The organism is Micromonospora vinacea, assembly GCF_015751785.1.
Classification (GTDB): domain Bacteria; phylum Actinomycetota; class Actinomycetes; order Mycobacteriales; family Micromonosporaceae; genus Micromonospora; species Micromonospora vinacea.
This window is the reverse complement of record NZ_JADOTY010000001.1, coordinates 537,089-559,331: the sequence shown is the minus strand read 5'-3', so window position 1 is coordinate 559,331 and position 22,243 is coordinate 537,089. Positions and strand designations below refer to the sequence as shown.

At 69.6% G+C, this 22,243-nt stretch carries 20 protein-coding genes, 2 tRNA genes, 1 rRNA gene and 1 pseudogene; 15 read left to right on the top strand and 9 right to left on the bottom strand.

Annotated elements, in window-relative coordinates; translation table 11 throughout:
- Positions 1-20: 20 nt before the first annotated feature.
- Together IW249_RS02690 and pepN are read right to left on the bottom strand one after the other, a co-directional pair.
- Positions 21-584: a Uma2 family endonuclease gene (locus IW249_RS02690; RefSeq protein ID WP_196919346.1), complete on the bottom strand. Its 564-nt coding sequence runs from the start codon at positions 582-584 to the stop codon at positions 21-23.
- Between the two features lie 83 nt (positions 585-667).
- Complete coding sequence (gene pepN / locus IW249_RS02685) at positions 668-3,217, bottom strand: aminopeptidase N (RefSeq protein ID WP_196919345.1); 2,550 nt, start codon at positions 3,215-3,217, stop codon at positions 668-670.
- A gap of 223 nt (positions 3,218-3,440) precedes the next feature.
- Here pepN and IW249_RS02680 point away from each other — a divergent pair, with 223 nt between their 5' ends.
- The 4 genes from IW249_RS02680 to IW249_RS02665 all read left to right on the top strand — a co-directional run bounded on the left by IW249_RS02680 (position 3,441) and on the right by IW249_RS02665 (position 6,597).
- Positions 3,441-4,067 (top strand): mycothiol-dependent nitroreductase Rv2466c family protein, encoded by a 627-nt coding sequence (locus IW249_RS02680; protein ID WP_196919344.1) that lies wholly within the window; start codon positions 3,441-3,443, stop codon positions 4,065-4,067.
- A gap of 181 nt (positions 4,068-4,248) precedes the next feature.
- Positions 4,249-4,764: a hypothetical protein gene (locus tag IW249_RS02675; RefSeq protein WP_196919343.1), complete on the top strand. Its 516-nt coding sequence runs from the start codon at positions 4,249-4,251 to the stop codon at positions 4,762-4,764.
- 78 nt (positions 4,765-4,842) lie between these two features.
- The gene (locus IW249_RS02670; protein WP_196919342.1) at positions 4,843-6,042 is read left to right on the top strand and encodes a DUF1015 family protein; all 1,200 of its coding nucleotides are present in this window, start codon (positions 4,843-4,845) and stop codon (positions 6,040-6,042) included.
- 87 nt (positions 6,043-6,129) lie between these two features.
- Positions 6,130-6,597, top strand: a complete 468-nt coding sequence (locus IW249_RS02665) for a ribose-5-phosphate isomerase (protein ID WP_196919341.1) — start codon at positions 6,130-6,132, stop codon at positions 6,595-6,597.
- Between the two features lie 12 nt (positions 6,598-6,609).
- On the opposite strand, the gene IW249_RS02660 is transcribed toward IW249_RS02665, so the two are convergent.
- Positions 6,610-6,954 (bottom strand): hypothetical protein, encoded by a 345-nt coding sequence (locus IW249_RS02660; protein ID WP_196919340.1) that lies wholly within the window; start codon positions 6,952-6,954, stop codon positions 6,610-6,612.
- A gap of 138 nt (positions 6,955-7,092) precedes the next feature.
- Here IW249_RS02660 and IW249_RS02655 point away from each other — a divergent pair, with 138 nt between their 5' ends.
- Complete coding sequence (locus IW249_RS02655; protein ID WP_196919339.1) at positions 7,093-7,638, top strand: hypothetical protein; 546 nt, start codon at positions 7,093-7,095, stop codon at positions 7,636-7,638.
- Positions 7,639-7,793: 155 nt separating this feature from the next.
- On the opposite strand, the gene IW249_RS02650 is transcribed toward IW249_RS02655, so the two are convergent.
- Together IW249_RS02650 and IW249_RS02645 are read right to left on the bottom strand one after the other, a co-directional pair.
- On the bottom strand, positions 7,794-7,949 hold the full coding sequence (locus tag IW249_RS02650; RefSeq protein ID WP_196919338.1) for a hypothetical protein: 156 nt from the start codon (positions 7,947-7,949) through the stop codon (positions 7,794-7,796).
- 10 nt (positions 7,950-7,959) lie between these two features.
- Entirely contained in the window at positions 7,960-10,101 is a 2,142-nt protein-coding gene (locus tag IW249_RS02645; RefSeq protein WP_196919337.1) for a M14 family zinc carboxypeptidase, read from the bottom strand.
- Between the two features lie 205 nt (positions 10,102-10,306).
- Here IW249_RS02645 and IW249_RS02640 point away from each other — a divergent pair, with 205 nt between their 5' ends.
- The 3 genes from IW249_RS02640 to IW249_RS02630 all read left to right on the top strand — a co-directional run bounded on the left by IW249_RS02640 (position 10,307) and on the right by IW249_RS02630 (position 12,688).
- Positions 10,307-11,230, top strand: a complete 924-nt coding sequence (locus IW249_RS02640; RefSeq protein ID WP_196919336.1) for an outer membrane protein assembly factor BamB family protein — start codon at positions 10,307-10,309, stop codon at positions 11,228-11,230.
- A 127-nt stretch (positions 11,231-11,357) separates the two neighbouring features.
- Positions 11,358-11,867 carry a SigE family RNA polymerase sigma factor gene (locus IW249_RS02635; protein ID WP_196919335.1) on the top strand — a complete coding sequence of 170 codons (510 nt, stop codon included), beginning with the start codon at positions 11,358-11,360 and terminating at the stop codon, positions 11,865-11,867.
- Entirely contained in the window at positions 11,864-12,688 is an 825-nt protein-coding gene (locus IW249_RS02630; RefSeq protein WP_196919334.1) for a hypothetical protein, read from the top strand. Before IW249_RS02635 ends, IW249_RS02630 begins: the two co-directional genes overlap by 4 nt.
- A 122-nt stretch (positions 12,689-12,810) precedes the next feature.
- On the opposite strand, the gene IW249_RS02625 is transcribed toward IW249_RS02630, so the two are convergent.
- From IW249_RS02625 to IW249_RS02620, 3 genes and pseudogenes are all read right to left on the bottom strand, one after another.
- Positions 12,811-13,203, bottom strand: coding sequence for a hypothetical protein (locus IW249_RS02625; RefSeq protein ID WP_196919333.1), 393 nt, complete (start codon positions 13,201-13,203; stop codon positions 12,811-12,813).
- A gap of 77 nt (positions 13,204-13,280) precedes the next feature.
- Positions 13,281-13,463, bottom strand: a pseudogene (locus tag IW249_RS35150) (putative immunity protein); the annotation flags it as partial.
- Positions 13,464-13,476: 13 nt separating this feature from the next.
- Positions 13,477-13,550: transfer RNA gene (locus IW249_RS02620), tRNA-Gly, on the bottom strand.
- Positions 13,551-13,921: 371 nt separating this feature from the next.
- On the opposite strand from IW249_RS02620, the gene IW249_RS02615 reads away from it, so the two are divergent.
- The 6 genes from IW249_RS02615 to IW249_RS02590 all read left to right on the top strand — a co-directional run bounded on the left by IW249_RS02615 (position 13,922) and on the right by IW249_RS02590 (position 19,480).
- A tRNA-Pro gene (locus tag IW249_RS02615) sits at positions 13,922-13,995 on the top strand.
- A 138-nt stretch (positions 13,996-14,133) separates the two neighbouring features.
- Positions 14,134-15,480: a trigger factor gene (tig, locus tag IW249_RS02610; RefSeq protein WP_196919332.1), complete on the top strand. Its 1,347-nt coding sequence runs from the start codon at positions 14,134-14,136 to the stop codon at positions 15,478-15,480.
- A 247-nt stretch (positions 15,481-15,727) separates the two neighbouring features.
- Positions 15,728-16,369, top strand: coding sequence for an ATP-dependent Clp protease proteolytic subunit (locus IW249_RS02605; RefSeq protein WP_007464111.1), 642 nt, complete (start codon positions 15,728-15,730; stop codon positions 16,367-16,369).
- Positions 16,370-16,379: 10 nt separating this feature from the next.
- On the top strand, positions 16,380-17,042 hold the full coding sequence (locus tag IW249_RS02600) for an ATP-dependent Clp protease proteolytic subunit (protein ID WP_030333536.1): 663 nt from the start codon (positions 16,380-16,382) through the stop codon (positions 17,040-17,042).
- A 209-nt stretch (positions 17,043-17,251) separates the two neighbouring features.
- Positions 17,252-18,547 carry an ATP-dependent Clp protease ATP-binding subunit ClpX gene (gene clpX / locus IW249_RS02595; protein WP_030333537.1) on the top strand — a complete coding sequence of 432 codons (1,296 nt, stop codon included), beginning with the start codon at positions 17,252-17,254 and terminating at the stop codon, positions 18,545-18,547.
- A 135-nt stretch (positions 18,548-18,682) separates the two neighbouring features.
- Positions 18,683-19,480, top strand: coding sequence for a carbon-nitrogen hydrolase family protein (locus IW249_RS02590; RefSeq protein ID WP_196919331.1), 798 nt, complete (start codon positions 18,683-18,685; stop codon positions 19,478-19,480).
- A 3-nt stretch (positions 19,481-19,483) separates the two neighbouring features.
- Here the strand turns inward: IW249_RS02590 and IW249_RS02585 are convergent, their stop codons facing one another.
- Positions 19,484-19,708: a hypothetical protein gene (locus tag IW249_RS02585; protein WP_196919330.1), complete on the bottom strand. Its 225-nt coding sequence runs from the start codon at positions 19,706-19,708 to the stop codon at positions 19,484-19,486.
- A 726-nt stretch (positions 19,709-20,434) separates the two neighbouring features.
- Between IW249_RS02585 and IW249_RS02580 the strand changes: the two genes are divergently transcribed.
- Positions 20,435-21,949, top strand: a 16S ribosomal RNA gene (locus tag IW249_RS02580).
- Positions 21,950-22,243 lie beyond the last annotated feature (294 nt).

Genomic DNA, 22,243 nt, shown 5'->3' with positions numbered 1-22,243 from the left:
GCGGGCCGGGCTTCGATGTGTCAGCGGGGCCAGGCGGACGGGTCCAGCTTCATCGGCCACGGCTCGTCCACGTTCACCGGGTCTTCCGGGCCCAGGGTGCCCAACAACTCGTAGTGTTCACCCTCGCCAAGCCGATAGCGGTAGATCACCGGGCCGAAGTTGCCCCGTTCCACCCGCCAGTAGTGCGGGATGCCTGCCTCGGCGTAGAGGGCGGGCTTGGTGAAGCGATCGTGCCGACGGCTTGCCGTCGACTCGACTTCCAGGACGAGCCCGATGTCCACCGGTTCGGCCCACATCCGCCCACGCGGCGCGCCTGGACGCAACGCCGTCAGATCGGGGATGAGATTGCCGCCAGAGACGTGTACCCCGATTTCCCGGATCACCCGCCACCCTGCGGGAGCTGCCTGGCGGAGCGCCATTCGGATCTCGTCGGCCAGTTCATGGTGTTCGGGACTGGCCGGTGGCGTCACGTGCAGGCTCCCGTCGATGATCTCGTAGCGGTTCCCGTTCTCAGGCAGGTCGGACAGGTCCTGCTCGCGCCAGCCCCGCTCCGGGGGCTGCCACTGGTGAGTCGGCTGTGCCATCACGTCCACCTCCTTTCGCAACCATAACGGCCCGTGCCGGCGTCGGTTCGCACCCACGCCGGCACGGGCCGCGTACTCCCTGCTCAGGCGCTCTGGGCGTCCTTCGCCCGGGCCTTCAGCGCCCGCACCACACCGTCGCGGCCCTCGGCCACCAGCCGACGCAGCGGGGCGGGGTGCCCGTCACCGGCCAGCCACGCGTCGGTGGCCGCCACCGTGTCGTCCTCCACCAGGTACGTCGGGTACGCCAGCTGGGCGAACTCCTGCGCCGGCTCGCTGTCCCGGGTGGCCCACACCTGCCCGACCGCCGCGAAGTACCGCTCCCGGTACGGGGCGACCAGCTCCACCTGTGCCGGGTGGGCGAAGCCCTGCAACAGCGCCCGGTGCCGCCAGTTGGGCAGCGCGTCCGGGCCGGTGAGCAGTGCCCACACGGCGGCCTTGTTCTCGGCCGTCGGCATCAACGCGTGCGCGTACGCGGCCTCCCGCTCGCCGCTGGCCGTGCGGTCACCGCTCAGCTCCGCCTCGACCTCGTCGGCCCCGGCGGCACCGTTGGCCACCAGCGCGGCGAGGACCGACCAGCGCAGCTCGGTGTCGACGGTCAGCCCGGCCGGCACGCCGGTGCCGTCCAGCCAACCGCGCAGCGTCGCCAGGTCTTCCTCGGAGCGGACCGCCGAGGTGAACGCACGGGCCCAGGCCAGCTGGAACCCGCTGCCGGGCTCGGCGGCGGCGAGTGCGTCGCGGGCGGTACGGGCCAGGTCGGCCCAGCCGGTCGGCGCCCAGGCCGGGTCGGCGTACAGGGTGAGCGCGGTGGTCGCCTGCCGCAGGGTGGCGGTGACCAGGTTGATGTCGGTCTCCGCGGGCAGCCCGCTCAGCGTCAGCGCCACGTAGTCGCGGGCGGACAGTTCGGCGTCGCGGATCATGTCCCATGCGGCGGTCCAGCAGAGCGCGCGGGCCAGCGACGAGTCGAAGCCACCGATGTGCTGCACCACTGTCGCCATCGAGCGCTCGTCGAGGCGGAGCTTGGTGTAGCTGAGGTCGTCGTCGTTGAGCAGCAGCACGTCGGCCGCCCGGACGCCACGCAGCGGGGCGAGATCGGTGTGCTCGCCGGTCACGTCCACCTCGTACCGCTCCCGGCGGACCAGCCGCCCGTCGGTCAGGTCGTACAGGCCCACGCCGATCCGGTGCGTGCGCAGCGTCGGGTACGCCGCCGGCGCCTCCTGCCGTACCAGCACCTGCTCGTACGTGCCGTCCGGTCCGATGGTCACCTCCGGACGCAGCGTGTTGACCTGCGCGGTCTCCAACCACTGCGCGGCGAACTTGCGCAGCTCCCGCCCGGAGGCCGCCTCCAGCTCGGTGAGCAGGTCGTCGAAGGTGGCGTTGCCCCAGGCGTGCTTGCCGAAGTAGGCCCGCAGCCCAGCCACGAACGGCTCCTCACCCACGTACGCGACGAGCTGCTTGAGTACGCTCGCGCCCTTGGCGTAGGTGATGCCGTCGAAGTTGACCTCGACGGCCTCCATGTCCGGCATCTCGGTGTAGACCGGGTGGGTGGAGGAGAGCTGGTCCTGCCGGTAGCCCCAGTTCTTCCGGATGGACAGGAAGGTCGTCCACGCTTCGGTGAACCGGGTCGCGTTGGTGTTGCACCAGTGGCTGGCCCACTCGGCGAACGACTCGTTCAGCCACAGGTCGTTCCACCAGCGCATGGTGACCAGGTCACCGAACCACATGTGGGCCAGCTCGTGCAGGATCGTGTTGGCCCGCTGCTCGTACTCGAAGTCGGTGACCTGCGAGCGGAACAGGTAGTGCGACTCGGCGTGCGTCACGCAGCCGAAGTTCTCCATCGCGCCGGCGTTGAAGTCGGGCACCCAGAGCTGGTCGTACTTCGGCAGCGGGTAGCGCACGCCGAACTTCTCGTGGAAGAAGTCGAAGCCCTGCTTGGTGATCAGGAACAGGTCGTCGGAGTCCAGGTACTGCGCCATCGACGCCCGGCAGAAAACCCCCAGGTCGATGCCGTCGTGAGCGTCGCGCACCTCGTGGTACGGCCCGGCGCACATCGCCGTGATGTAGGTGCTCATCCGGGGCGACTCGGTGAAGTGCAGCGTCTTGAGCGCCTCACCCGCCGGCTCCTCGCGCTGCACCGGCATGTTGGACACCGCCCGCCAGTGCGCCGGCACTGTGACGTGCCAGGTGTAGACGCTCTTCAGGTCGGGCTGGTCGAAGCAGGCGAACACCCGCTGCGCGTCGGCCGTCTCGAACTGGCTGTAGAGGTACGTCTCGCCGTCCACCGGATCGACCGTCCGGTGCAGACCCTGGCCGCTGTTGGAGTAACCGAAGTCGGCCTCGACCACGAGGACGTTGTCGCTGTCCAACCCGGACAGGGTCAGGCCCTTCTCGGCGGACCAGTCGGAGAGGTCGACGGGCGTGCCGTTCAGCGTCGCGGACCGCACCGACTCGGCGGCCAACTCGATGAAGGTGCTCGCGCCCGGTTCGGAGCAGCGGAACCGGACCTCGGTCGTCGACCTGAACGTGCGGCCGTCGGCCGCCAGTACGGCGGTGGACAGGTCCAGACTGATGTCGTACCCCGTCACGTTGAGCAGGCGTGCCCGCTCGGTCGCCTCGACCTGCGTCAGGTTGCGCACTCCCGGCACTGTTCGTCTCCATCCCACATGTCGCCGTACGCCCGGCGGCGCCCGTTCGCCTACCGCTCGTGACGGCCGGCCCGATTCGAGTCTTCCATGTACGGGCAGCCCGCGGTGGCCGAGGTCACGCTCTCATTCGGGTGCCGGCCGATGCGCCGCGGGGTGAAGATTCTCCTGAGACGCCGACCGCCGCCGGCGCCACCCGTCGCGAAAGGATCTCACCGTGACCGAGCGTGTCACCGCCGACATGTGGTTCGATCCGGCCTGCCCGTGGGCCTGGATCACCTCCCGCTGGCTGCTCGAGGTCGAGCAGGTCCGGGACGTGGACATCCGCTTCCACGTGATGAGCCTTGCCGTGCTCAACGACGGCCGGGACGAGCTGCCCGAGGAGTACAAGGAGTTCCTGAAGACCGCCTGGGGTCCGGTGCGGGTCTGCATCGCCGCCGAGCAACTGCACGGCAACGAGGTGCTGCGCCCGCTCTACACCGCGCTCGGCACCCGGATCCACCTACAGAAGCAGGAACGGGGCCCGGAGCTGTACGTCGCCGCGCTCACCGAGGCCGGCCTCGACCCGGCGCTGGCCGCGGCGGCCGACAGCACCGACTACGACGAGGCGCTGCGCGCCAGCCACGAGGCGGGCATGCGCCCGGTCGGGCAGGACGTGGGCACGCCGGTCGTGCACGCGCCCGGCCCGGACGGCCCCCCTGTCGCGTTCTTCGGCCCGGTGATCACTCCGGCGCCGAAGGGGGAGGCCGCCGGTCGACTCTGGGACGGCGTGCTGCTGGTCGCCGGTACCCCGGGCTTCTACGAGCTCAAGCGCACCCGCGAGCAGGGCCCGATCTTCGACTGAGCGATGACCACCGCGCCCCCGTCCGTGCCGCGTCAGCTGCACGGACGGGGGCGTTTCCGGTCGGGTGCCGAGGTCGGCGGACGGTCGTGGCGTCACCGGGAGGCGGGGGGCGTCGTTTCCCTCGGTGTCCGCCGCAGCGACCCGCAGGGCCGCACGCCGCAGTTCGTGGAGGCAAATCCCGATGGCCAAGCACCGTGCGTCCGGTGACGATCAGTTGACCCGGCAGGGGGTGATCGAGAGTCCCGGCGCGGACTACTGGTCCGTTGACGACTCTCGTTGGCCTACGGTCCGCCCGGACCTGCCCGCCCACCTGGTGGATCTGCTCGCGCCGCCCATCGTGGTGGGCGTGGCGCGGGTCCCGGTGACCTCCCGGCTCACCCCGCCCACGTCGATCGACCCGCTGCCGTCGCCCGTCGACGCCGTGCCGGCCGATGCGCCGGCGCTGGTGCCGTCGGGGGCGGCACCGGCCGAACCGGCGCCCCCACCGCCGGCGCCGGCTCCTCCGCGCCCGGTGCCGACGCCGCCGCTGAGCCCACGGCCCGTCCCGACGCCGCCCCCGGACCGTCCCGTGCCGGGGCCACCAGCGTCGCCCCGCCGCGCCCTGAACACCGGGCCGATCGGGACCGGTCGACGCGGCAACGGCGGGCCGGTGAGCGCGGGTAAGCACCGCCGGGGCGCCTCCGACCGTGCCGGCTGACCACCCGGGGCTTTCATCTGGTGGACGCCCCGCGGGTCCCCGTCGGCGGCGACACCGTCGCCGGTAGCGTCAGTGGGCATGACGGTCGTGCATCCGATCACCCGGGCCTGGGTCACCACTGGCGGCACCGGCGCGCAAAACTACGACGAGTTCGCCGACGACGCGGAGATCACCGCGATCATCGAGTCGAACCCGCACAGCGCTCTCGGCATCGAGATGCCGCACCGCGCCCCGCAGAGCCTGGGCAAGTCGTTCCTCGACGCGCTGCCGGACGCGGTGGCCCGCCTCGCCGAGGCCAAGGCCGACGGCAGTTACACCCCCGCCGAGGAGGTGGTGGTCCTCTACCGGATCAGCGCACCCGGTGAGGAGCCGGCGTACGGGCTGTTCGCGATGGTGGACACCGACCAGATCTCCACCCGGGCGGACGAGCCCGGCCTGGTCATCCGCAACGAGGACGTCTTCATCGCCAAGGTGCGCGAGCGGGTGGCGCTGGCCGACGCGCTGAGTCACCTGCTCTCACCCGTCCTCCTGCTCCAGACCGGGCGTGGCGACGAACTGCACGCCGCGCTCGCCGCGGCGACCGACACGGCCGGCGCGCCCGCCGCGACAGACACCGACCAGGCGGGGCGCACCCACGCCATCTGGCTGCTCGGCCCCGGCCCGGAGCAGGCCACGCTGACCGCTCTCGCCGGTGGCGGGGACCTGGTCGTCGCGGACGGCAACCACCGCAGCCTGGCCGCCCAGACCGGCGGGCTGCCGCGCTTCCTGGCCGTGGTCACCACCCCTGCGTCGGTGGCCATCCAGCCGTACAACCGGCTGGTCAGCGAGCTGACCACGACCCCGGCCGAGCTGCTCGACCGGCTGCGGGCCGCAGGCGCCGAGGTCGAGCCGATCGACGGCCCGGTCGAGGTCCCGGCGGCCGGCGGCACCGTGCACCTCCGCCTCGACGGCAAGGGGTACGCGGTGCGCCTGCCCGCCACCGCCTCCGCCCGCCTGGAGAACCTGGACCACGCCCTGGTCGAGCGGCTGGTGCTGCGCGACGCTCTCGGTCTGGACCCGGGCGACAAGCGGATCACCTACGTCGGCGGCGACTACCCGGCGAGCTGGCTCACCGGTGAGGTCGACGCCGGGCGGGCCGAGTTGGCCATTCTGATCGCGCCGGTGACCGTGGCAGACTTCGTCGCGGTCAACCTGGCCAGGGAGAAGATGCCCCGCAAGAGCACCTGGTTCACCCCGAAGGCGCGCGGCGGTCTGGTCGTCGCCGAGCTGCCGCGCTGAGCACCACCCCCACGACCGTGTGACGAACTCGGCTCGGGGACGCCGCCCCTGTGACGTCCCCGAGCGCGGCCTGACAGACTGCCCGGTATGCGCGTCTATCTGGGATCCGATCACGCCGGTTTCGAGTTGAAGGTGCACCTGGCCAACCACCTGGCCATGCAGGGGTACGACGTGGTCGACGTCGGCCCGCACGGCTACGACCCGGACGACGACTACCCCACGTTCTGCCTGCACACCGGCGACCAGGTGGTGGCCGACGAGACGGGCCTCGGAGTGGTCATCGGTGGTTCCGGCAACGGTGAGCAGATCGCCGCGAACAAGGTCGCCGGCATCCGCGCCGCGCTGGCCTGGAGCGTCGAGACCGCTCAGTTGGCCCGCCAGCACAACGACGCGAACGTGGTCGCCATCGGTGCCCGTCAGCACACGCTGGACGAGGCGACCGGGATCGTCGAGGCGTTCCTGAACACGCCGTTCTCCGGCAACGAGCGGCACGCTCGGCGGATCGCCCAGGTGGCCGAGTACGAGCGGACCCGGAAGCTGCCCGACCTCCCCTGACCCGTGCGGCGCTCAGCGCGGCGAGCGGGGCAACTCCTCGCGGGGCACCCAGTTCCGCCGGACGACGACCACCCGGGCTTCCGCCTCGGCCAGGTCGTCGTCGGTGGGGCGGGCCGCGTCCCGGGCCCGCAGCGCGGCGCTCAGCCCCACCTGGGACGAGCCGGAACCGACCAACCCGCGCAGCCCTCGCTCGCCGTCGCGCTCGTCGCCCCCGGTGCTCCTGCGCCGCGGCGGCGGCGGTTCGTCACCGTCATGCACGCCCGCGGTGCTGGCCGTCGAGCCGTCGGCGCCCGGTCTGGCCGTCTCGGTGTCGGCGTGGTGGCGCAGCCGTCGCCGTCGTCGGTCGGGGTCACCCATCAGCCGACCGTACCCTGGCCGGGTCTGATCCGGCACTGTCGCGCGATCTCGCGTCCCGGCCGGGGTCGGCGACCGATTTGCCGGCTGGCTACCCTCGAATCAGGCGGTGCTGTTGCCGTCGGTCAGGGGGAGGACGAGATGGCAGACCAGACGCAGCCGTGGGCGGAGCGGACCGTGGAGGTGCCACCGCAGGCCGGCGTCGGGGTGCCGCCGCAGCGCGACGGGTTCCGCCGAGGGGTCGCTCCGGTGGGTCAGCCGCGCACCCCGCGGACGGAGCCTTTCCCGGTGGTCGAGCAGGAGCCGACCGGCACCGGTTGGCCGGGCGAGCCGGCGCCCCGCCGTTCGCTGAGCTCCCGGGTGGCGCAACTGCGGCGCGGCGGCGAGTGGAGCGCGGCGGCCGGCCTCTTCGCGTTCGTGTGCTGGGGGATCTGGGCGCTGTCCGGCCAGGGTGACCTGAGCGGCCCCCTGCTGGTGCTGGTGCTCAGCCTGCTGGTGGCGGTGGGCCTATTCGCCCTGTCCCGGCTGGTCGGCCGGGTGGTGTGGGAGCGGCAGCTCGGACGGGTGCGGCGCAGCGCCCGTGGTGCCCACCTGGCGACGGCGGTGTTCCTCGCCGGCCTCGGGGTGGCATGGCTCCAGCAGACCGAGTGGGTCGTCTCAGCCTGGAACTGGATTTCTTCGAACTGACCCGTGCGTGCACGGGCGGGCCGGTCCATGACCGCCCACCCGTGCACCCGGTCGTCTCCCCACCAGGCAGGCCGCTGCTTACCCGGCCGGCCGCGGTTCATCCGTGGCCGGCCGCTCCGACCGCTACCTCCTTCGTGGGCTCTACGGTGCGACGGTCAGTGGGTGCCGCCGTGGCCCTCGGCGTCGGCTCGGGGCGACGCGACCCGGGCGGCCGGGTCCTCGACGCCGGGCTCGCCGCCGTCCGGGGCGACCGCCCCGTCGTAGGTGATATCCGGCCAGCGGTGCCGCGCCCCGACGAGTGGACGCGGCACCGCCGAGGGTTCAGCCGGCGAATTCGGCGGCGGCGTAGTCGCGGGCCACCCGGACCATCTCCACCAGCCCGCCGGCGTACTCCTGGGATTCGCCGTGCGCCTCGTCGAACGGCGGCTGGAAGCCGACGCCCTCCCACTGGTTGGTCGCCGGGTTCCACCGGTCGTTGCCGACCTCGAAGTCCCAGGCGAAGATGCCCAGCTCGTAGTAGAGCTGGTCGGCGGAGTTGCCGGCGGCGGAGTAGAGCACGTCGGCGACCGGACCGGTCTGGGACGGCCAGGTGACGGTGCCGCGTTCCTGCGCGATGGCGCCGACGATCCGCCGGGCGCTGTTGAGGAACAGCGTCGACTCGTCGATCGACGGTCGCGGCAGGGTGACCCTGCCGTCGGCCCGGTACGCCCCCGGCGGCCACATGAAGTACCCGCCGTAGGAGTGCACGTTCATCGCGAACCTGATGTTCGGGTGGTCCTCGGCGAGCGCGATCACGTTGCCGCTCTCCGCCTCGGACAGCTCGGCGGTGCCGGCGTAGGTGCCGGACAGGCAGTTGGCGCTGGCGCCCACGTACCCGTCGAAGTACGACCCGACGGTGTAGTTGCGGTTGAGGTCGACGCCCCACGAGGTGCGGTACCTCGGGTCGCGGGCCGCCCCGGTGCAGTGGTTGACCAGGTTCTTGCGCTGCATGGCGAAGTCGTTGAACGAGTAGTTCGCGCCATCCGGGTTGACCGTCGGGATGACGAAGATGTCGACCTGTTCCAGCAGCTCACGGGTCGCCGGGTCGGTCCGGGAGTTCGCCAGCATCCGCTCGGCGAACTCCAGGGTCACCAGCGGCGTGGCCCACTCCCGGGCGTGCTCCTGGGAGTACGCGAGCACGCCGACCCGGGAGCCGTCCCGGTGCACGCCGAGGCGCAGCGCCTGCACCGTCCACGGCCGTGCCGGCACCTCGGTGCCCTGGAGCCCGTCGTCGAGCCGGGCCGGGCCGGCGACCGGCATGGGCAGCCCGGCCGAGCCGTCCTCGACGGTGGCCCGGAACCGGTTCGACTGGCGGGCGTTGATCGCTGCCGCGACCTCGTCGGTGGTGCTCACCGTCTTACCGGCGGTGTCGGTGGCCAGCGACACAGTGAGGACGCGATCGCGGTAGCCGACGGTCAGCGGCCGGTTCGCCCGGCCCGGGTCGACAGTGCGCACCTGTACGCCGTTCATGCCCTGGTCGCCGAAGCGGACCGACTCGACCACCACTGCCGCCACGGCCGGGTCCCCCAGGTACGCGACGGCGTTGCGCCGGTATCCCTGGGTCTTGTTCGGCAGGTCGATCACGTCCACCAGGTCCCGGTACTGGCGGGCCAGCCGCTTGATCCGCGCCTGGATGTCGATCGGCGTCAGGTACGCGTCGATGAAGTCCTTCTGGTATCCGGCCGGCAGCGGCGGCGGCGTGGCGTTGGGCCAGAGCGTCGGGGTGATCACCCGGCTGACCCCACCGAGGCTGGAGATGGCGCTCAGCTGAACGGGTCGGCTCGGCACCGGCTGGGGGAGTGCGTAGTGGTACTGGTACTCGCCGGAGTCCTCGAACCGGTACAGCGGGAACGAGCCGGTGGCGCCGTCCGCCGTCCGCCAACTGACGGTGATCTCCACGTCCGGGTCGTCGGTGGCGGTGGTGGCCACCTGGGCCTGCAGGAAGGTCTGTCCGGACGTGGTCCACCAGTACGCCTGCTGCACCTGGAGGGTGTCCACGGCGGCGGCGGTGGACCGCTGGCCAGCGGCCGGCGTACGCAGTCCGGCAGCGGTACGGGCCTGAGCCGCCCGGACGCTGTCGGCGTAGTGCCGGTTGCCGTCCCCGGCGCGCTGCACGATCTGCACGGCCGTCGCGCCCTGCGCTGTCAACTCGGCGAGCTGCGTGCCGCTGAGCACCAGGTCGGCGAGGATCCGGCCGTCCCGGGCGCGGGGCCGGTTGGCCAGGTCCGCGCCGGTGGCGACGAGCCGGTCCAGTTGGGCCTGATCGCGGAGTTGGACTCGGACCAGTGCGGTCTCGGTGGCGCTCAGGGTGATCGGGGCGGCCGGGGCGGCGGGTGCCGCCGTGCCGGAAGCGGGATGGGACAACACTGCGCTGAACAGGATCACTGTGGTGGCGGCAGCTGTCCACCGTCGTCGGACGATCATGTGCCCTCCTGTGACGGACGTCGATGTGCTTGGTCCTTACACCAGTGCACAGATCGACACCTGTCAAGGTGGGGATGCGCCGTCCGCGCCTTACCGGCGTAGTCGACGCGGGTTAAGCTGGCTGATCTTCAAAATCCTTTGGCGTCGTGGGCTGCACCAGCGGGCCGACCCGACAGCGACAGCGAGCACAGCCGACGGCGTACTGGTGCACGAGCGCTCGACCCGTCTGGTCTGTCTCGATCCGGCCGACGGCGTGGCCCGGTGGGACGTACCGATCGGCACCTGGCCCCGCGCCGTCGTGGCCGACGGGTCGCAGTGCTGGGTGATCAGCCAGGATCGCGACGAGTTGCGCTGCCTCGACGTGCGCGGCGGCGAGGTCCGCTGGAGCGCCGATGTGCCCCGCTTGACGGGCCACATCGTGGTGACCGGTGATCGGGTGTTGGTGGGTGGCTGGCGGGGTTACACGGGACTACGGGCGTTCGATCGGTGGACCGGCGCCCTGCTCTGGTCCGACCGGCAGCGGGTGGCGACAGTACTGCCGGCCGCAGTCGGCGAGCGGGTGCTCGTCGGGGAGCCGGGCGGCACGTCGGTGCGGCTGCTCGACGCTCGCGACGGCAACGAGGTGCACCGCTGGAGCCTGCCGGAACCCCTGGTGGGCCGCGACGGACAGTGGCCCACGTTCGTGGCGGCCGGTGCGGATCGGTTCCTGGCGCGCTGCGGGGCACGAACGCTGTGGCAGGTCCGTCCGGGATCGGGGACGGCAGGGGAGTTCTTCCGGCACGATCGGGACCTGGCCGATGCGGGAATCAGCACCGTCGGCAGTGTGGTGTGGGCGCGCGAGCGCCGGGCCGGTGCCGTCGCGCTGGACCTGACCACCGGTGCGACCCTCTGGCGGGTGACCGCCGGACCGGACTCGGTGGACCAGGTCGTCCCGGGCGCCGGCGGGCACGTGCTGGCCACCGGGCGACCCGGCATGCTGCTGCTCGTCGACGACACCGGCCGCCCCCGCTGGCGACACTTCGTCGAACAGCAGATCAGCGGAGTGCGCGTGTTGACGCCGGGTGTCCTGCTCGTGGTCGCTAAGGGCGCACTACTCGCGGTGGACGGCGGTGCGCCGACGCATGAGTGACGCCTGTCGTCGTCGGTAGCCGCCGGACGCCGTTCGGCGTTGATCCCGTGACAGGTCCGCGAGTTCCGGAGCAACCCTCTGGGCCAGACCCCGCGTGACTAACTCGAAACGGGGATCGGAGGCCTGAATGAGCGATCGCGACAAGGCGTTCGCCGAGTACTTCGCGGCACGGTCCGGTGCCATGCGCGGCACCGCGTACCTGCTGTGCGGCGACTGGCACCGTGCCGAAGACCTGGTCCAGACCGCGTTCGTCAAGCTCTACCGGGTCTGGAACCGGATCTCGCGGCACGAGGTGCTCGACAGCTACCTGCGTCAGATCCTGATCCGGACCTTCCTCGACGAGCGCCGTCGCGGCTGGTGGCGGCGTGAGCGGGTGGGTGGCGAGGACGCCGAGCAGGTGGCCCCGCCCGACTCGCCGGAGAGCCGACTGGTGCTGCTCCAGGCGCTGGCCCGGGTGGCACCGCGTCAGCGGGCCGTGCTGGTTCTGCGGTACTGGGAGGACCTGTCGGTCGAGGACGTCGCGGCGCTGCTGGAGTGTTCTCCAGGGACGGTGAAGAGCCAGGCGGCACGCGGGCTCGACACGTTGCGCGGCCTCCTGACCCCTACCTACAGCGGGATCGAGATGGGGGAGCGATGAACGAGGAAGAGTTGCGCGAGGGGCTGCGCAGCGAGATGGCGGGCATGACCCCGCCACCACCATTGAGTACGACAGCCGCGCTCGGCGCGGCACGACGGACGCACTTCCGCCGACGGGCGGTGTGGGCGTCCCTCGGATCGGCGGCTGTCGTGCTGGCGGTCACCGGGTTCGCGGCCGTCGCCACTCCGGACGGCCATGTCTACCAACCGGCGGGTCAGGGGTCACTGGCTCCTCCGGACACCAAGGAGCCGTGGCCGACCGGGCCGGACGGGCAGCCGCAGGAGGACCGGACCGCGCGGGCGGGGTCCAGGTACGAGCAGGGCATCCACCTACTCAGGGAGGTTGTCTCGGTGGTACCCGCCGGCTTCACCGCGCCGGAGGACCCGCCGGGCCAGTCCGACCCGACGCTCCGGACCCAGCAGGCGCAGTTCGAGGCAACTGTGGACGGCGTCGACGTGTGGAGCTACCTGTCCTCGGTGGCCGTGGCGAAGGGCAAGGGCACCGGGCGCGTGATCGTCGAGGTGCACGACGGCCCCAACCCGCTGCCGGCCGAGCCGTGCGACCTGGCCCAGAAGTTCTGGGGCATGCGGGGCGAGTGCCAGGTCGAGACCGTCGGTGCGACGCGGGTGGGGGTGGTGGTCCGACCGAGTGACGACGATCGGCTCGACCAGTGGTCGGCGTACCGGCACCCGGACGGCGTGGTGGTCTTCGTGGCGCAGAGCGTGCGGCTGGACGAGAGCCGGCCGGCGTTGACGAAGCTGCCGTTCTCCGTGCCACAGTTGGCGGCTCTCGCGGTCGACGAGCGGTTCCACCTGAAGTGACTCGGCGACTCGGCCTCGCCGAGTGGGTCCAGGTGCCGCCACCGTGCGGTCCACCTGGGCCTTGCTGTGTGTCGAAGCCGGCTGCCTCGTGACCGTGCGGGGTGCTGCGCCGCGGGTCCCCCTCAGCGGCGTGCCGTGAGGGGCACGAGGACGAGCACGGCGACGCCCAGCGTGGTGGCGCCGACGGCCCACCACCAGAAGAATCCCGAGAAGACCGAGGCGATCAGGAGGCCCACGCCGAGACCGGCCAGCAGGCCGAGTGCGAACAGGGCCCGTGGGGGCAGGGCGAGGTACGGCAGGCGTCGTACCACGAGCACCTCCAGCCAGGTGCCGCCGCACGCCAACAGCGTTGCGCCGACCCCGTCCACGGCGGACAACCCGTGCCCCTCGCTGATGGGCACGAGAACTCTGCCCTCGTCGCCGGCCGGGACGAGGAGGACGAGCACGCCAGCGAGGATGAGCAGAGCGGCAGCGACGACCTGCCTGCGCGGGGCGCCCTCACCACCCTGTGACATGGCCACAGTCTCGTTCGTCCGCCATCGTCTGCACAGCGGCCGTATCGGCGAACATCGAACGCCTGGCGTCCGGGCTCGTGTGCTGCCGCGCCCAGTTCGTGCGCGGCGACGTGTGCGACGGCTCCCGCCTGGCCGGCCGCGTACGCGGCATGTCCTGCCGCCCCGCGCAGGTCGCCCGCCGCGCCCATGGCATGACCGCCCGCCGCGCGGGCCTGGGCCATCGTGACCTCGCCCGGAACGCAAAAGCGCCCTCCGACCAGGGCCGGAGGGCGTTGGAGCGGGCGACGAGAATCGAACTCGCGTAGTCAGTTTGGAAGACTGAAGCTCTACCATTGAGCTACGCCCGCGTGCATCCCGCCGGAGCAGGACGCGCTCCATCGTACCCAATGTCGACGCCTGACGCGTAACCGCGCCACCGCCCCGCGGTGCCGAGTCGTCCCCGACGCGGCGGCACCACGCCCTCACCCGGCGGCACGGCACCTCAAGATCCGCGCAACATCCGTGAAGTAGTGGCCTCACGGCACGCGAAGGCCACGACATCCGTGAAGTTGCGCGGATCTTGAACCAGGTTGCGCTGATCGTGAACCCGTCCGGGTAGTTGTGCCGATCTTGAAGCAGGCGGTTCGGGGTGCAGTGGTAATTTTCGGGGGTTCTGTCCGGGTGGCTGATGCCCCGGCACCGACTGAGGCGTGGCGACGGCATAGACTGCACGTCGCCACGGGGTGTGGCGCAGCTTGGTAGCGCACTCGCTTTGGGAGCGAGGGGCCGTGGGTTCAAATCCCGCCACCCCGACTGTCGTCCGCGGCCGGGCCGCCCCGGGTGCCGCCCAGTGCGGCCCCCGGGCGATGCCGGAGCGTCAGGCCGGCTCGCCTACACTCGATGGGCTGAATCACGCCCAGACTCAACTGAGATCCGTCAAGGAGTACGCCTGTGAAGAGCACCGTCGAGACTCTGAGCCCGACGCGCGTGCGGCTCGCCATCGAGGTGCCGTTCGTCGAGCTCGAGCCGAGCCTCAAGAAGGCGTACCGCGAGATCGGTTCGCAGGTCCAGGTTCCGGGCTTCCGCCGGGGCAAGGTGCCGACCGCGGTGATCGACCAGCGGGTGGGCCGGGGCACCGTCCTCAATGAGGCGGTCCAGGAGGCCATCCCGGAGAACATCCTCGCCGCGGTGCGTGAGCACGACCTGAAGACGCTGGGGCGCCCGGAGGTCGAGATCACCGAGTTCAACGACGGTGACTCGCTGAACTTCACGGCCGAGGTCGACGTCCGCCCGGAGATCACCATCCCGGACGCGAGCACCATCGAGGTGACCGTCGACGAGCTGCAGATCGACGAGAGCGAGATCGACGAGCAGGTGAAGAACCTGCGGGAGCGGTTCGCGACCCTCAAGACCGTCGAGCGCGCCGCCGCCGAGGGCGACTACGTCCAGATCGACCTCAACGCCACCGTCGACGGCGAGGACGTGCCGGGCGGCCAGGCGAGCAACATCTCCCACGAGGTGGGCAGCAAGCAGCTCCTGCCGGGCCTGGACGAGGCCGTGGTCGGCCTCGCCGCCGGCGAGGACACCACCTTCACCACCCAGCTGGTCGGCGGCGACTTCGCCGGTCGGGACGCCGACGTGGCGGTGACCGTGCGCACGGTCAAGGAGAAGGAGCTGCCGGAGCTGAACGACGAGTTCGCCCAGATGGCGAGCGAGTTCGACACGATCGAGGAGCTGCGCGGCGACCTGCGGGCCCGGGTCACCCAGGGCAAGCAGGTCGAGCAGATCTACGCCGCTCGGGACAAGGCCCTGGCCCAGCTCGTCGAGGCCGCCGACATCCCGGCCCCGGAGGGTGTCGTCCGCGAGGAGGTCCAGAGCCGCAAGCAGGCGATGGTCGACCAGCTGGAGCGGATCGGCGCCTCGATGGAGGAGTACCTCGCGGCCGAGGACAAGACCGAGGAGCAGATCGACGCCGAGCTGACCGAGGCGGCGACCGAGGGCGTCAAGGTCCAGCTCCTGCTGGACACGCTTGCCGACGCGGAGGACGTACAGGTCTCCGACGACGAGTTCGGGCACGAGATCGTGCACCGGGCGCAGCGCGCCGGGATGGCCCCGCAGCAGTACTACGACCAGCTGGTGCGCTCCGGCGCGGCCGCCGCGGTCTTCGGCGACGTGCGGCGGGGCAAGGCGCTCGCGGCCGTCATGGAGAAGATCACGATCAAGGACTCGGCCGGCAACGGGATCACCCTCGACGCCCTGCGCGCCGCCAACGAGGCGGAGCACAACCACGACCACTGATCGTCGGGTGCGGCCGCCGTCCGCCGCTCAGCGGCGGACGGCGGCCGTTTCCCTTTCCGGGTACGCCCGGGCAGCAAGCACTGCCGGGTACGCCCGGGCGGCAAGCACTGCCGGGTACGCCCGGAAGCCCGCGCCGCGGGTACCCCGACACAGCTGCGCTGAGAGCGAACACTGCCCCGACCGGGACTCTGCCGCCCCGCACAGCGGTTAGTGTCGGGAAAGACGGTACGGAGAGCGAAGGGCTGCCATGACCGACATGCACATCCCCAAGAAGTCGCTCCGGGCGATTGACGCGCGCGGTGGCGACTCCATTGGCAACCTCGACGACTCGGTCTACAACCGGTTGCTCAAGGAACGCATCATCTTCCTGGGCAGTGAGGTGACCGACCAGGTCGCCAACCGCATCTGCGCGCAGCTGCTGCTGCTCGCCGCGGAGGACCCGGACCGCGACATCAACCTGTGGATCAACTCGCCGGGTGGCTCGGTCTACTCCGGCATGGCGATCTACGACACCATGCAGTTCATCGACAACGACGTGTCGACCGTGGCGATGGGCATGGCTGCCTCGATGGGCCAGCTGCTGCTCTGCGCGGGCACCAAGGGCAAGCGGTACGCCCTGCCCCACGCACGGATCATGATGCACCAGCCGTCCGGTGGTCTGGGCGGCACGGCGTCCGACATCGCCATCCAGGCGGAGCAGATGCTCTACACGAAGCGGATGTTCCAGGAGCGGGTCGCGCACCACACCGGCCAGAGCCAGTCGCAGATCGAGGCCGACTCGGACCGGGACCGTTGGTTCACCGCCCAGGAGGCCATGGACTACGGCTTCATCGACAAGGTGATCATCGGGGCCGCACAGGTTCCGGATGGCGCCGGGACCCTGAGCTGAGGAGCTGACGATGACCGATCTGAGCCTGCCGCCCCAGTTCGCGGCCGTGCACAACCGCTACGTGCTGCCGTCGTTCGTCGAGCGCACGTCGTACGGGGTCAAGGAGTCGAACCCGTACAACAAGCTCTTCGAGGACCGGATCATCTTCCTCGGCGTCCAGGTGGACGACGCGTCGGCCAACGACGTGATGGCCCAGCTGCTGACGCTCGAGGGCACCGATCCGGACCGCGACATCATCATGTACATCAACTCGCCGGGTGGGTCGTTCACCGCCATGACGGCGATCTACGACACCATGCAGTACGTCCGTCCGGACATCTCGACGGTCTGCCTCGGGCAGGCCGCGAGCGCGGCGGCGGTGCTGCTCTCGGCGGGCACTCCGGGTAAGCGGATGGCCCTGCCGAACTCGCGGATCATCATCCACCAGCCGGCCACCGAGGGCGGCTATGGGCAGGGCTCGGACATCGAGATCCAGGCCCGGGAGATCCTGCGGATGCGTACGCAGCTGGAGGACATGCTGTCCCGCCACTGCAACCGCCCGATCGAGCAGGTTCGCAAGGACATCGACCGTGACAAGATCATGACGGCCGAGGAGTCCAAGGAGTACGGGCTGGTCGACACGATCCTGACCAGCCGCAAGAAGGGTCTGCTGGCGGCCAACGCCGCCCGCTGAGCTGTACCGGGTCAGAGGTTGGCCGGGGCTCCGTTCCCGGCCGACCTCTGACACACCCGTTTTGGGGGTCGGAGAATGCCCCGCCAGCGGGTAACGTCGGGTCCGTACCGCTTCGCCGGTTGAGCCGGCGGCGCGAACTAAGCCGGGCGGCGCGCAACGTCCGCAGGTCAGGGCCGGGTCTCCGGCCGATGAGTGCAGGGAGAACGTAGGTGGCACGGATCGGTGACGGCGGCGACCTACTGAAATGCTCCTTCTGCGGCAAGTCGCAGAAGCAGGTCAAGAAGCTCATCGCAGGCCCAGGGGTCTACATCTGCGACGAGTGCATCGATCTCTGCAACGAGATCATCGAAGAGGAGTTGGCCGAGTCCGGCGAGGTGAAGTGGGAAGAGCTTCCCAAGCCGATGGAGATCTGCCAGTTCCTCGACACCTACGTCGTGGGCCAGGATCAGGCCAAGAAGGCGCTCGCGGTAGCGGTCTACAACCACTACAAGCGGATCCAGGCCGAGGCGGCTGGCGCGCCAGGCTCCGGCAGTGACGCCGTCGAGCTGGCCAAGTCCAACATCCTGCTGCTCGGCCCGACGGGGTGCGGCAAGACCCACCTGGCGCAGACCCTCGCCCGGATGTTGAACGTCCCGTTCGCCATCGCCGACGCCACCGCGCTGACCGAGGCGGGCTACGTGGGCGAGGACGTGGAGAACATCCTCCTCAAGCTGATCCAGGCCGCGGACTACGACATCAAGCGCGCCGAGACCGGCATCATCTACATCGACGAGGTCGACAAGATCGCCCGCAAGTCGGAAAATCCGTCGATCACGCGGGACGTCTCCGGTGAGGGCGTGCAGCAGGCCCTGCTCAAGATGCTCGAGGGCACGGTGGCCAACGTGCCGCCGCAGGGTGGCCGCAAGCACCCACACCAGGAGTTCATCCAGATCGACACCACGAACGTGCTGTTCATCTGTGGTGGCGCGTTCGCCGGTCTCGACCAGATCATCGAGTCCCGCACCGGGCAGGGCGGCACCGGCTTCGGCGCCCGCCTCCGGTCGGTGTCCGAGCGGTCGACCGACGACATCTTCAGCCAGGTCATGCCGGAAGACATGCTCAAGTTCGGGCTGATCCCCGAGTTCGTCGGCCGGCTGCCGGTGATCACCAACGTGCGCAGCCTGGACCGCAGCGCTCTGGTACGGATCCTCACCGAGCCGCGCAACGCCCTGGTCCGGCAGTACCAGCGCCTGTTCGAGCTGGACGGTGTCGAGCTCGAGTTCGACGAGCCGGCGCTGGAGGCGATCGCCGATCAGGCGATGCTGCGAGGCACCGGTGCCCGTGGTCTGCGGGCCATCATCGAGGAGGTTCTCCTCTCCGCGATGTACGAGGTGCCGAGCAACCCCGACGCCGCCCGCGTGCTGATCACCCGCGAGGTCGTCCTGGAGAACGTCAACCCGACGATCGTGCCGCGTGAGTTCACCGGGCGTCGGGCTCGGCGCGACCGCGAAGAGAAGTCTGCCTGATTCTTCCCGCGTCACGCCGGCCGTTCGATCCTGAGCGGCCGGCGTGATCGTGTTCGGCGCCGCTCGCCCCTGACGGCTGGCGCCGGCCAGATCGTGACGCTGTCCGTCAGCGCCCTCCAGCCGTACCCTTTGCTCATGCGTGTCGCCGTCTGCCAGCTGAACGCCCGGGACGACCGTAAGGCCAATCTGGCGGCCGCGGAGGCCTTGCTGGAGCGGGCCGCCGCCGGCGGTGCTGATCTCGCCGTCCTTCCCGAGTACGTCGACTACCTGGGTCCTGGCGCGGGGTTGCCCGAGTCGGAGCCGGTCGACGGGGAGGTGGGCAGCTTCTTCGCCGACGTCGCCCGGCGGCTCGGGATGTGGTTGGTGGCCGGCTCGTTCCACGAGGTCGGGCCGGACCCGGACCACACCTGGAACACCTCGCTGGTCTTTGACCGTGCCGGCAACCTGGCCGCGAGCTACCGCAAGATCCACCTGTACGACGTGGAGATCCCCGGTCGGGTCTCCTACCGGGAGTCGGCGAGCGTTGCCGCCGGCGTCCAACCGGTGGTGGTCGACGTCGAGGGGCTGAGGGTCGGCCTGTCGATCTGCTACGACCTGCGTTTTCCGGAGCTGTACCGGCTGCTCGCGTCGGAGGGCGGCGCGCAACTGCTTGTCGTTCCGGCCGCGTTCATGATGCACACCGGGCGGGACCACTGGGAGGTCCTGCTGCGGGCCAGGGCGATCGAGAACCAGTGTTTCGTGGCGGCGGCCGGCCAGACCGGCGATCATGAGCCGGGTCGCACCTGCTTCGGCCGCAGCATGGTGGTCGACCCGTGGGGGACGGTCATCGGCCAGGTTCCGGACGGTCCGGGGGTTTCCGTCGTCGACCTGGACCTGGACCGGCTCGCCACGATCCGCGCCGAGCTGCCCAGCCTGGCCAACCGCCGGCTCTGAGCCTCAGCCCTCCAGCAGGACGCCGATCACAGCGAACCCGGCGATGGCCGCCGCGGTGACCAGCAGCGCCGTGGTCATCCGGGACCTGCCCCGTCGAGCCAGTCGTCCCACCGAGAGCACGAGTACGACAAGCACGACCGCACCGATCACCACCTGCCAGAACGGCCCGATGAGGCCGAGTAGCGCCTCCTCGGCCAACACCCTGGCACCGTGCCCGGACTCATCCATGACTGACACTCTGGCACGTCGGGGCGGCCCGCGTCCTCGGCTGCGCCGGGGAGTCAGGTGCTCGCGTCCTTGGCTGCGCCGCGGACTGGTGGGCGCTCTTCGTCCGAACCAGTGATGAACCCTGATTTGCCTTCTCCGGGCCGTCCGCGTAACTTTCTCTCTGCACGGGGGAGGCCGGACAAACCGGCCGAGAACGGGCGCCAGGCTCGTGGCGGGAACGCCGAGCGAGACTGAGGATCGGGCGGTGCGGAACACTCCGGAAACGGGGTTGCGAACGCGGAGCCGACCGGGTAGAGTTCTGAAGCCGGCAGGAGCCGGGCGGAGAGCCGCGAAGCGGCGATCGGCCGGTCTGCGGCTTCCCACGACAGAAACGAACGTCGGAAACGACGTGCGTCATCGTGGACTCGAGCTAGCAACACTATCCGCATTATCGGGTGAAGCACGACGAACCGCGAAATATCGGTTTGACACGGCGGAAACGAGCGGGTAACGTAGTAAAAGTGCCTGGCGCTGAAAGCGCCGGTCACGGTACGGAAAACCCCGGTTGGGGTTCCACTTGGGTGGGGCTTCTGGTCGGTGTGTGGTTGTTCTTTGAGAACTCAACAGGGTGCTTGTAAAGCCAGTGCCAATTATGATTTATACCCCGGACTGGTCAGTTTTTGCTGGCTGGTTGGGATTCCTTTGGCAACATTTGTTTGTTGCCGGGATAGCTGTTCAACTAATTTTTTGTTGGAGAGTTTGATCCTGGCTCAGGACGAACGCTGGCGGCGTGCTTAACACATGCAAGTCGAGCGGAAAGGCCCTTCGGGGTACTCGAGCGGCGAACGGGTGAGTAACACGTGAGCAACCTGCCCCAAGCTTTGGGATAACCCTCGGAAACGGGGGCTAATACCGAATAGGACTGCTGGCCGCATGGCTGGTGGTGGAAAGTTTTTCGGCTTGGGATGGGCTCGCGGCCTATCAGCTTGTTGGTGGGGTGATGGCCTACCAAGGCGACGACGGGTAGCCGGCCTGAGAGGGCGACCGGCCACACTGGGACTGAGACACGGCCCAGACTCCTACGGGAGGCAGCAGTGGGGAATATTGCACAATGGGCGGAAGCCTGATGCAGCGACGCCGCGTGAGGGATGACGGCCTTCGGGTTGTAAACCTCTTTCAGCAGGGACGAAGCGAGAGTGACGGTACCTGCAGAAGAAGCACCGGCCAACTACGTGCCAGCAGCCGCGGTAAGACGTAGGGTGCGAGCGTTGTCCGGATTTATTGGGCGTAAAGAGCTCGTAGGCGGCTTGTCGCGTCGACCGTGAAAACTTGGGGCTCAACCCCAAGCCTGCGGTCGATACGGGCAGGCTAGAGTTCGGTAGGGGAGACTGGAATTCCTGGTGTAGCGGTGAAATGCGCAGATATCAGGAGGAACACCGGTGGCGAAGGCGGGTCTCTGGGCCGATACTGACGCTGAGGAGCGAAAGCGTGGGGAGCGAACAGGATTAGATACCCTGGTAGTCCACGCTGTAAACGTTGGGCGCTAGGTGTGGGGGGCCTCTCCGGTTCCCTGTGCCGCAGCTAACGCATTAAGCGCCCCGCCTGGGGAGTACGGCCGCAAGGCTAAAACTCAAAGGAATTGACGGGGGCCCGCACAAGCGGCGGAGCATGCGGATTAATTCGATGCAACGCGAAGAACCTTACCTGGGTTTGACATGGCCGCAAAACTCGCAGAGATGTGAGGTCCTTCGGGGGCGGTCACAGGTGGTGCATGGCTGTCGTCAGCTCGTGTCGTGAGATGTTGGGTTAAGTCCCGCAACGAGCGCAACCCTCGTTCGATGTTGCCAGCGCGTTATGGCGGGGACTCATCGAAGACTGCCGGGGTCAACTCGGAGGAAGGTGGGGATGACGTCAAGTCATCATGCCCCTTATGTCCAGGGCTTCACGCATGCTACAATGGCCGGTACAATGGGCTGCGATACCGCGAGGTGGAGCGAATCCCAAAAAGCCGGTCTCAGTTCGGATCGGGGTCTGCAACTCGACCCCGTGAAGTCGGAGTCGCTAGTAATCGCAGATCAGCAACGCTGCGGTGAATACGTTCCCGGGCCTTGTACACACCGCCCGTCACGTCACGAAAGTCGGCAACACCCGAAGCCGGTGGCCCAACCCTTGTGGAGGGAGCCGTCGAAGGTGGGGCTGGCGATTGGGACGAAGTCGTAACAAGGTAGCCGTACCGGAAGGTGCGGCTGGATCACCTCCTTTCTAAGGAGCACCTTCCGACGAAAGTCGGCAAGGAGCCCGCGGCCTACGAATGTTGGGTCGGGGTGCTCAGATGGCGGAGACACTGGCAAGTTTTGCCCTGGCAACGGCCGGCGGCGCCTAGTACAGCCACCCTTCGGGGATGGTGGGAATGGTTGCTTCTGGTGCGGCTGGGGGGAGATGTAGGCACCCTGTTGGGTCCTGAAGGAACAACCCGTGTGGTTGTTGTTTCAGAGACGTGGCCGGCCTCCTGTGTGGGGGCTGGCAGTCTGCCAGGCATGGCCTGGCCTCACATAC

What these genes read in the sequence shown, in the direction of transcription:
- IW249_RS02660 (WP_196919340.1), bottom strand. Translation starts at nt 6,954, where the DNA reads ATGGGTGACCCCGACCGACGACGGCGACGGCTGCGCCACCACGCCGAC.
- IW249_RS02645 (WP_196919337.1), bottom strand. Translation starts at nt 10,101, where the DNA reads ATGATCGTCCGACGACGGTGGACAGCTGCCGCCACCACAGTGATCCTG.
- IW249_RS02625 (WP_196919333.1), bottom strand. Translation starts at nt 13,203, where the DNA reads ATGTCACAGGGTGGTGAGGGCGCCCCGCGCAGGCAGGTCGTCGCTGCC.
- IW249_RS02655 (WP_196919339.1), top strand. Translation starts at nt 7,093, where the DNA reads ATGGCAGACCAGACGCAGCCGTGGGCGGAGCGGACCGTGGAGGTGCCA.
- IW249_RS02690 (WP_196919346.1), bottom strand. Translation starts at nt 584, where the DNA reads ATGGCACAGCCGACTCACCAGTGGCAGCCCCCGGAGCGGGGCTGGCGC.
- IW249_RS02630 (WP_196919334.1), top strand. Translation starts at nt 11,864, where the DNA reads ATGAACGAGGAAGAGTTGCGCGAGGGGCTGCGCAGCGAGATGGCGGGC.
- IW249_RS02600 (WP_030333536.1), top strand. Translation starts at nt 16,380, where the DNA reads ATGACCGATCTGAGCCTGCCGCCCCAGTTCGCGGCCGTGCACAACCGC.
- IW249_RS02670 (WP_196919342.1), top strand. Translation starts at nt 4,843, where the DNA reads ATGACGGTCGTGCATCCGATCACCCGGGCCTGGGTCACCACTGGCGGC.
- IW249_RS02665 (WP_196919341.1), top strand. Translation starts at nt 6,130, where the DNA reads ATGCGCGTCTATCTGGGATCCGATCACGCCGGTTTCGAGTTGAAGGTG.
- IW249_RS02635 (WP_196919335.1), top strand. Translation starts at nt 11,358, where the DNA reads ATGAGCGATCGCGACAAGGCGTTCGCCGAGTACTTCGCGGCACGGTCC.
- IW249_RS02590 (WP_196919331.1), top strand. Translation starts at nt 18,683, where the DNA reads ATGCGTGTCGCCGTCTGCCAGCTGAACGCCCGGGACGACCGTAAGGCC.
- IW249_RS02585 (WP_196919330.1), bottom strand. Translation starts at nt 19,708, where the DNA reads ATGGATGAGTCCGGGCACGGTGCCAGGGTGTTGGCCGAGGAGGCGCTA.
- IW249_RS02605 (WP_007464111.1), top strand. Translation starts at nt 15,728, where the DNA reads ATGACCGACATGCACATCCCCAAGAAGTCGCTCCGGGCGATTGACGCG.
- IW249_RS02675 (WP_196919343.1), top strand. Translation starts at nt 4,249, where the DNA reads ATGGCCAAGCACCGTGCGTCCGGTGACGATCAGTTGACCCGGCAGGGG.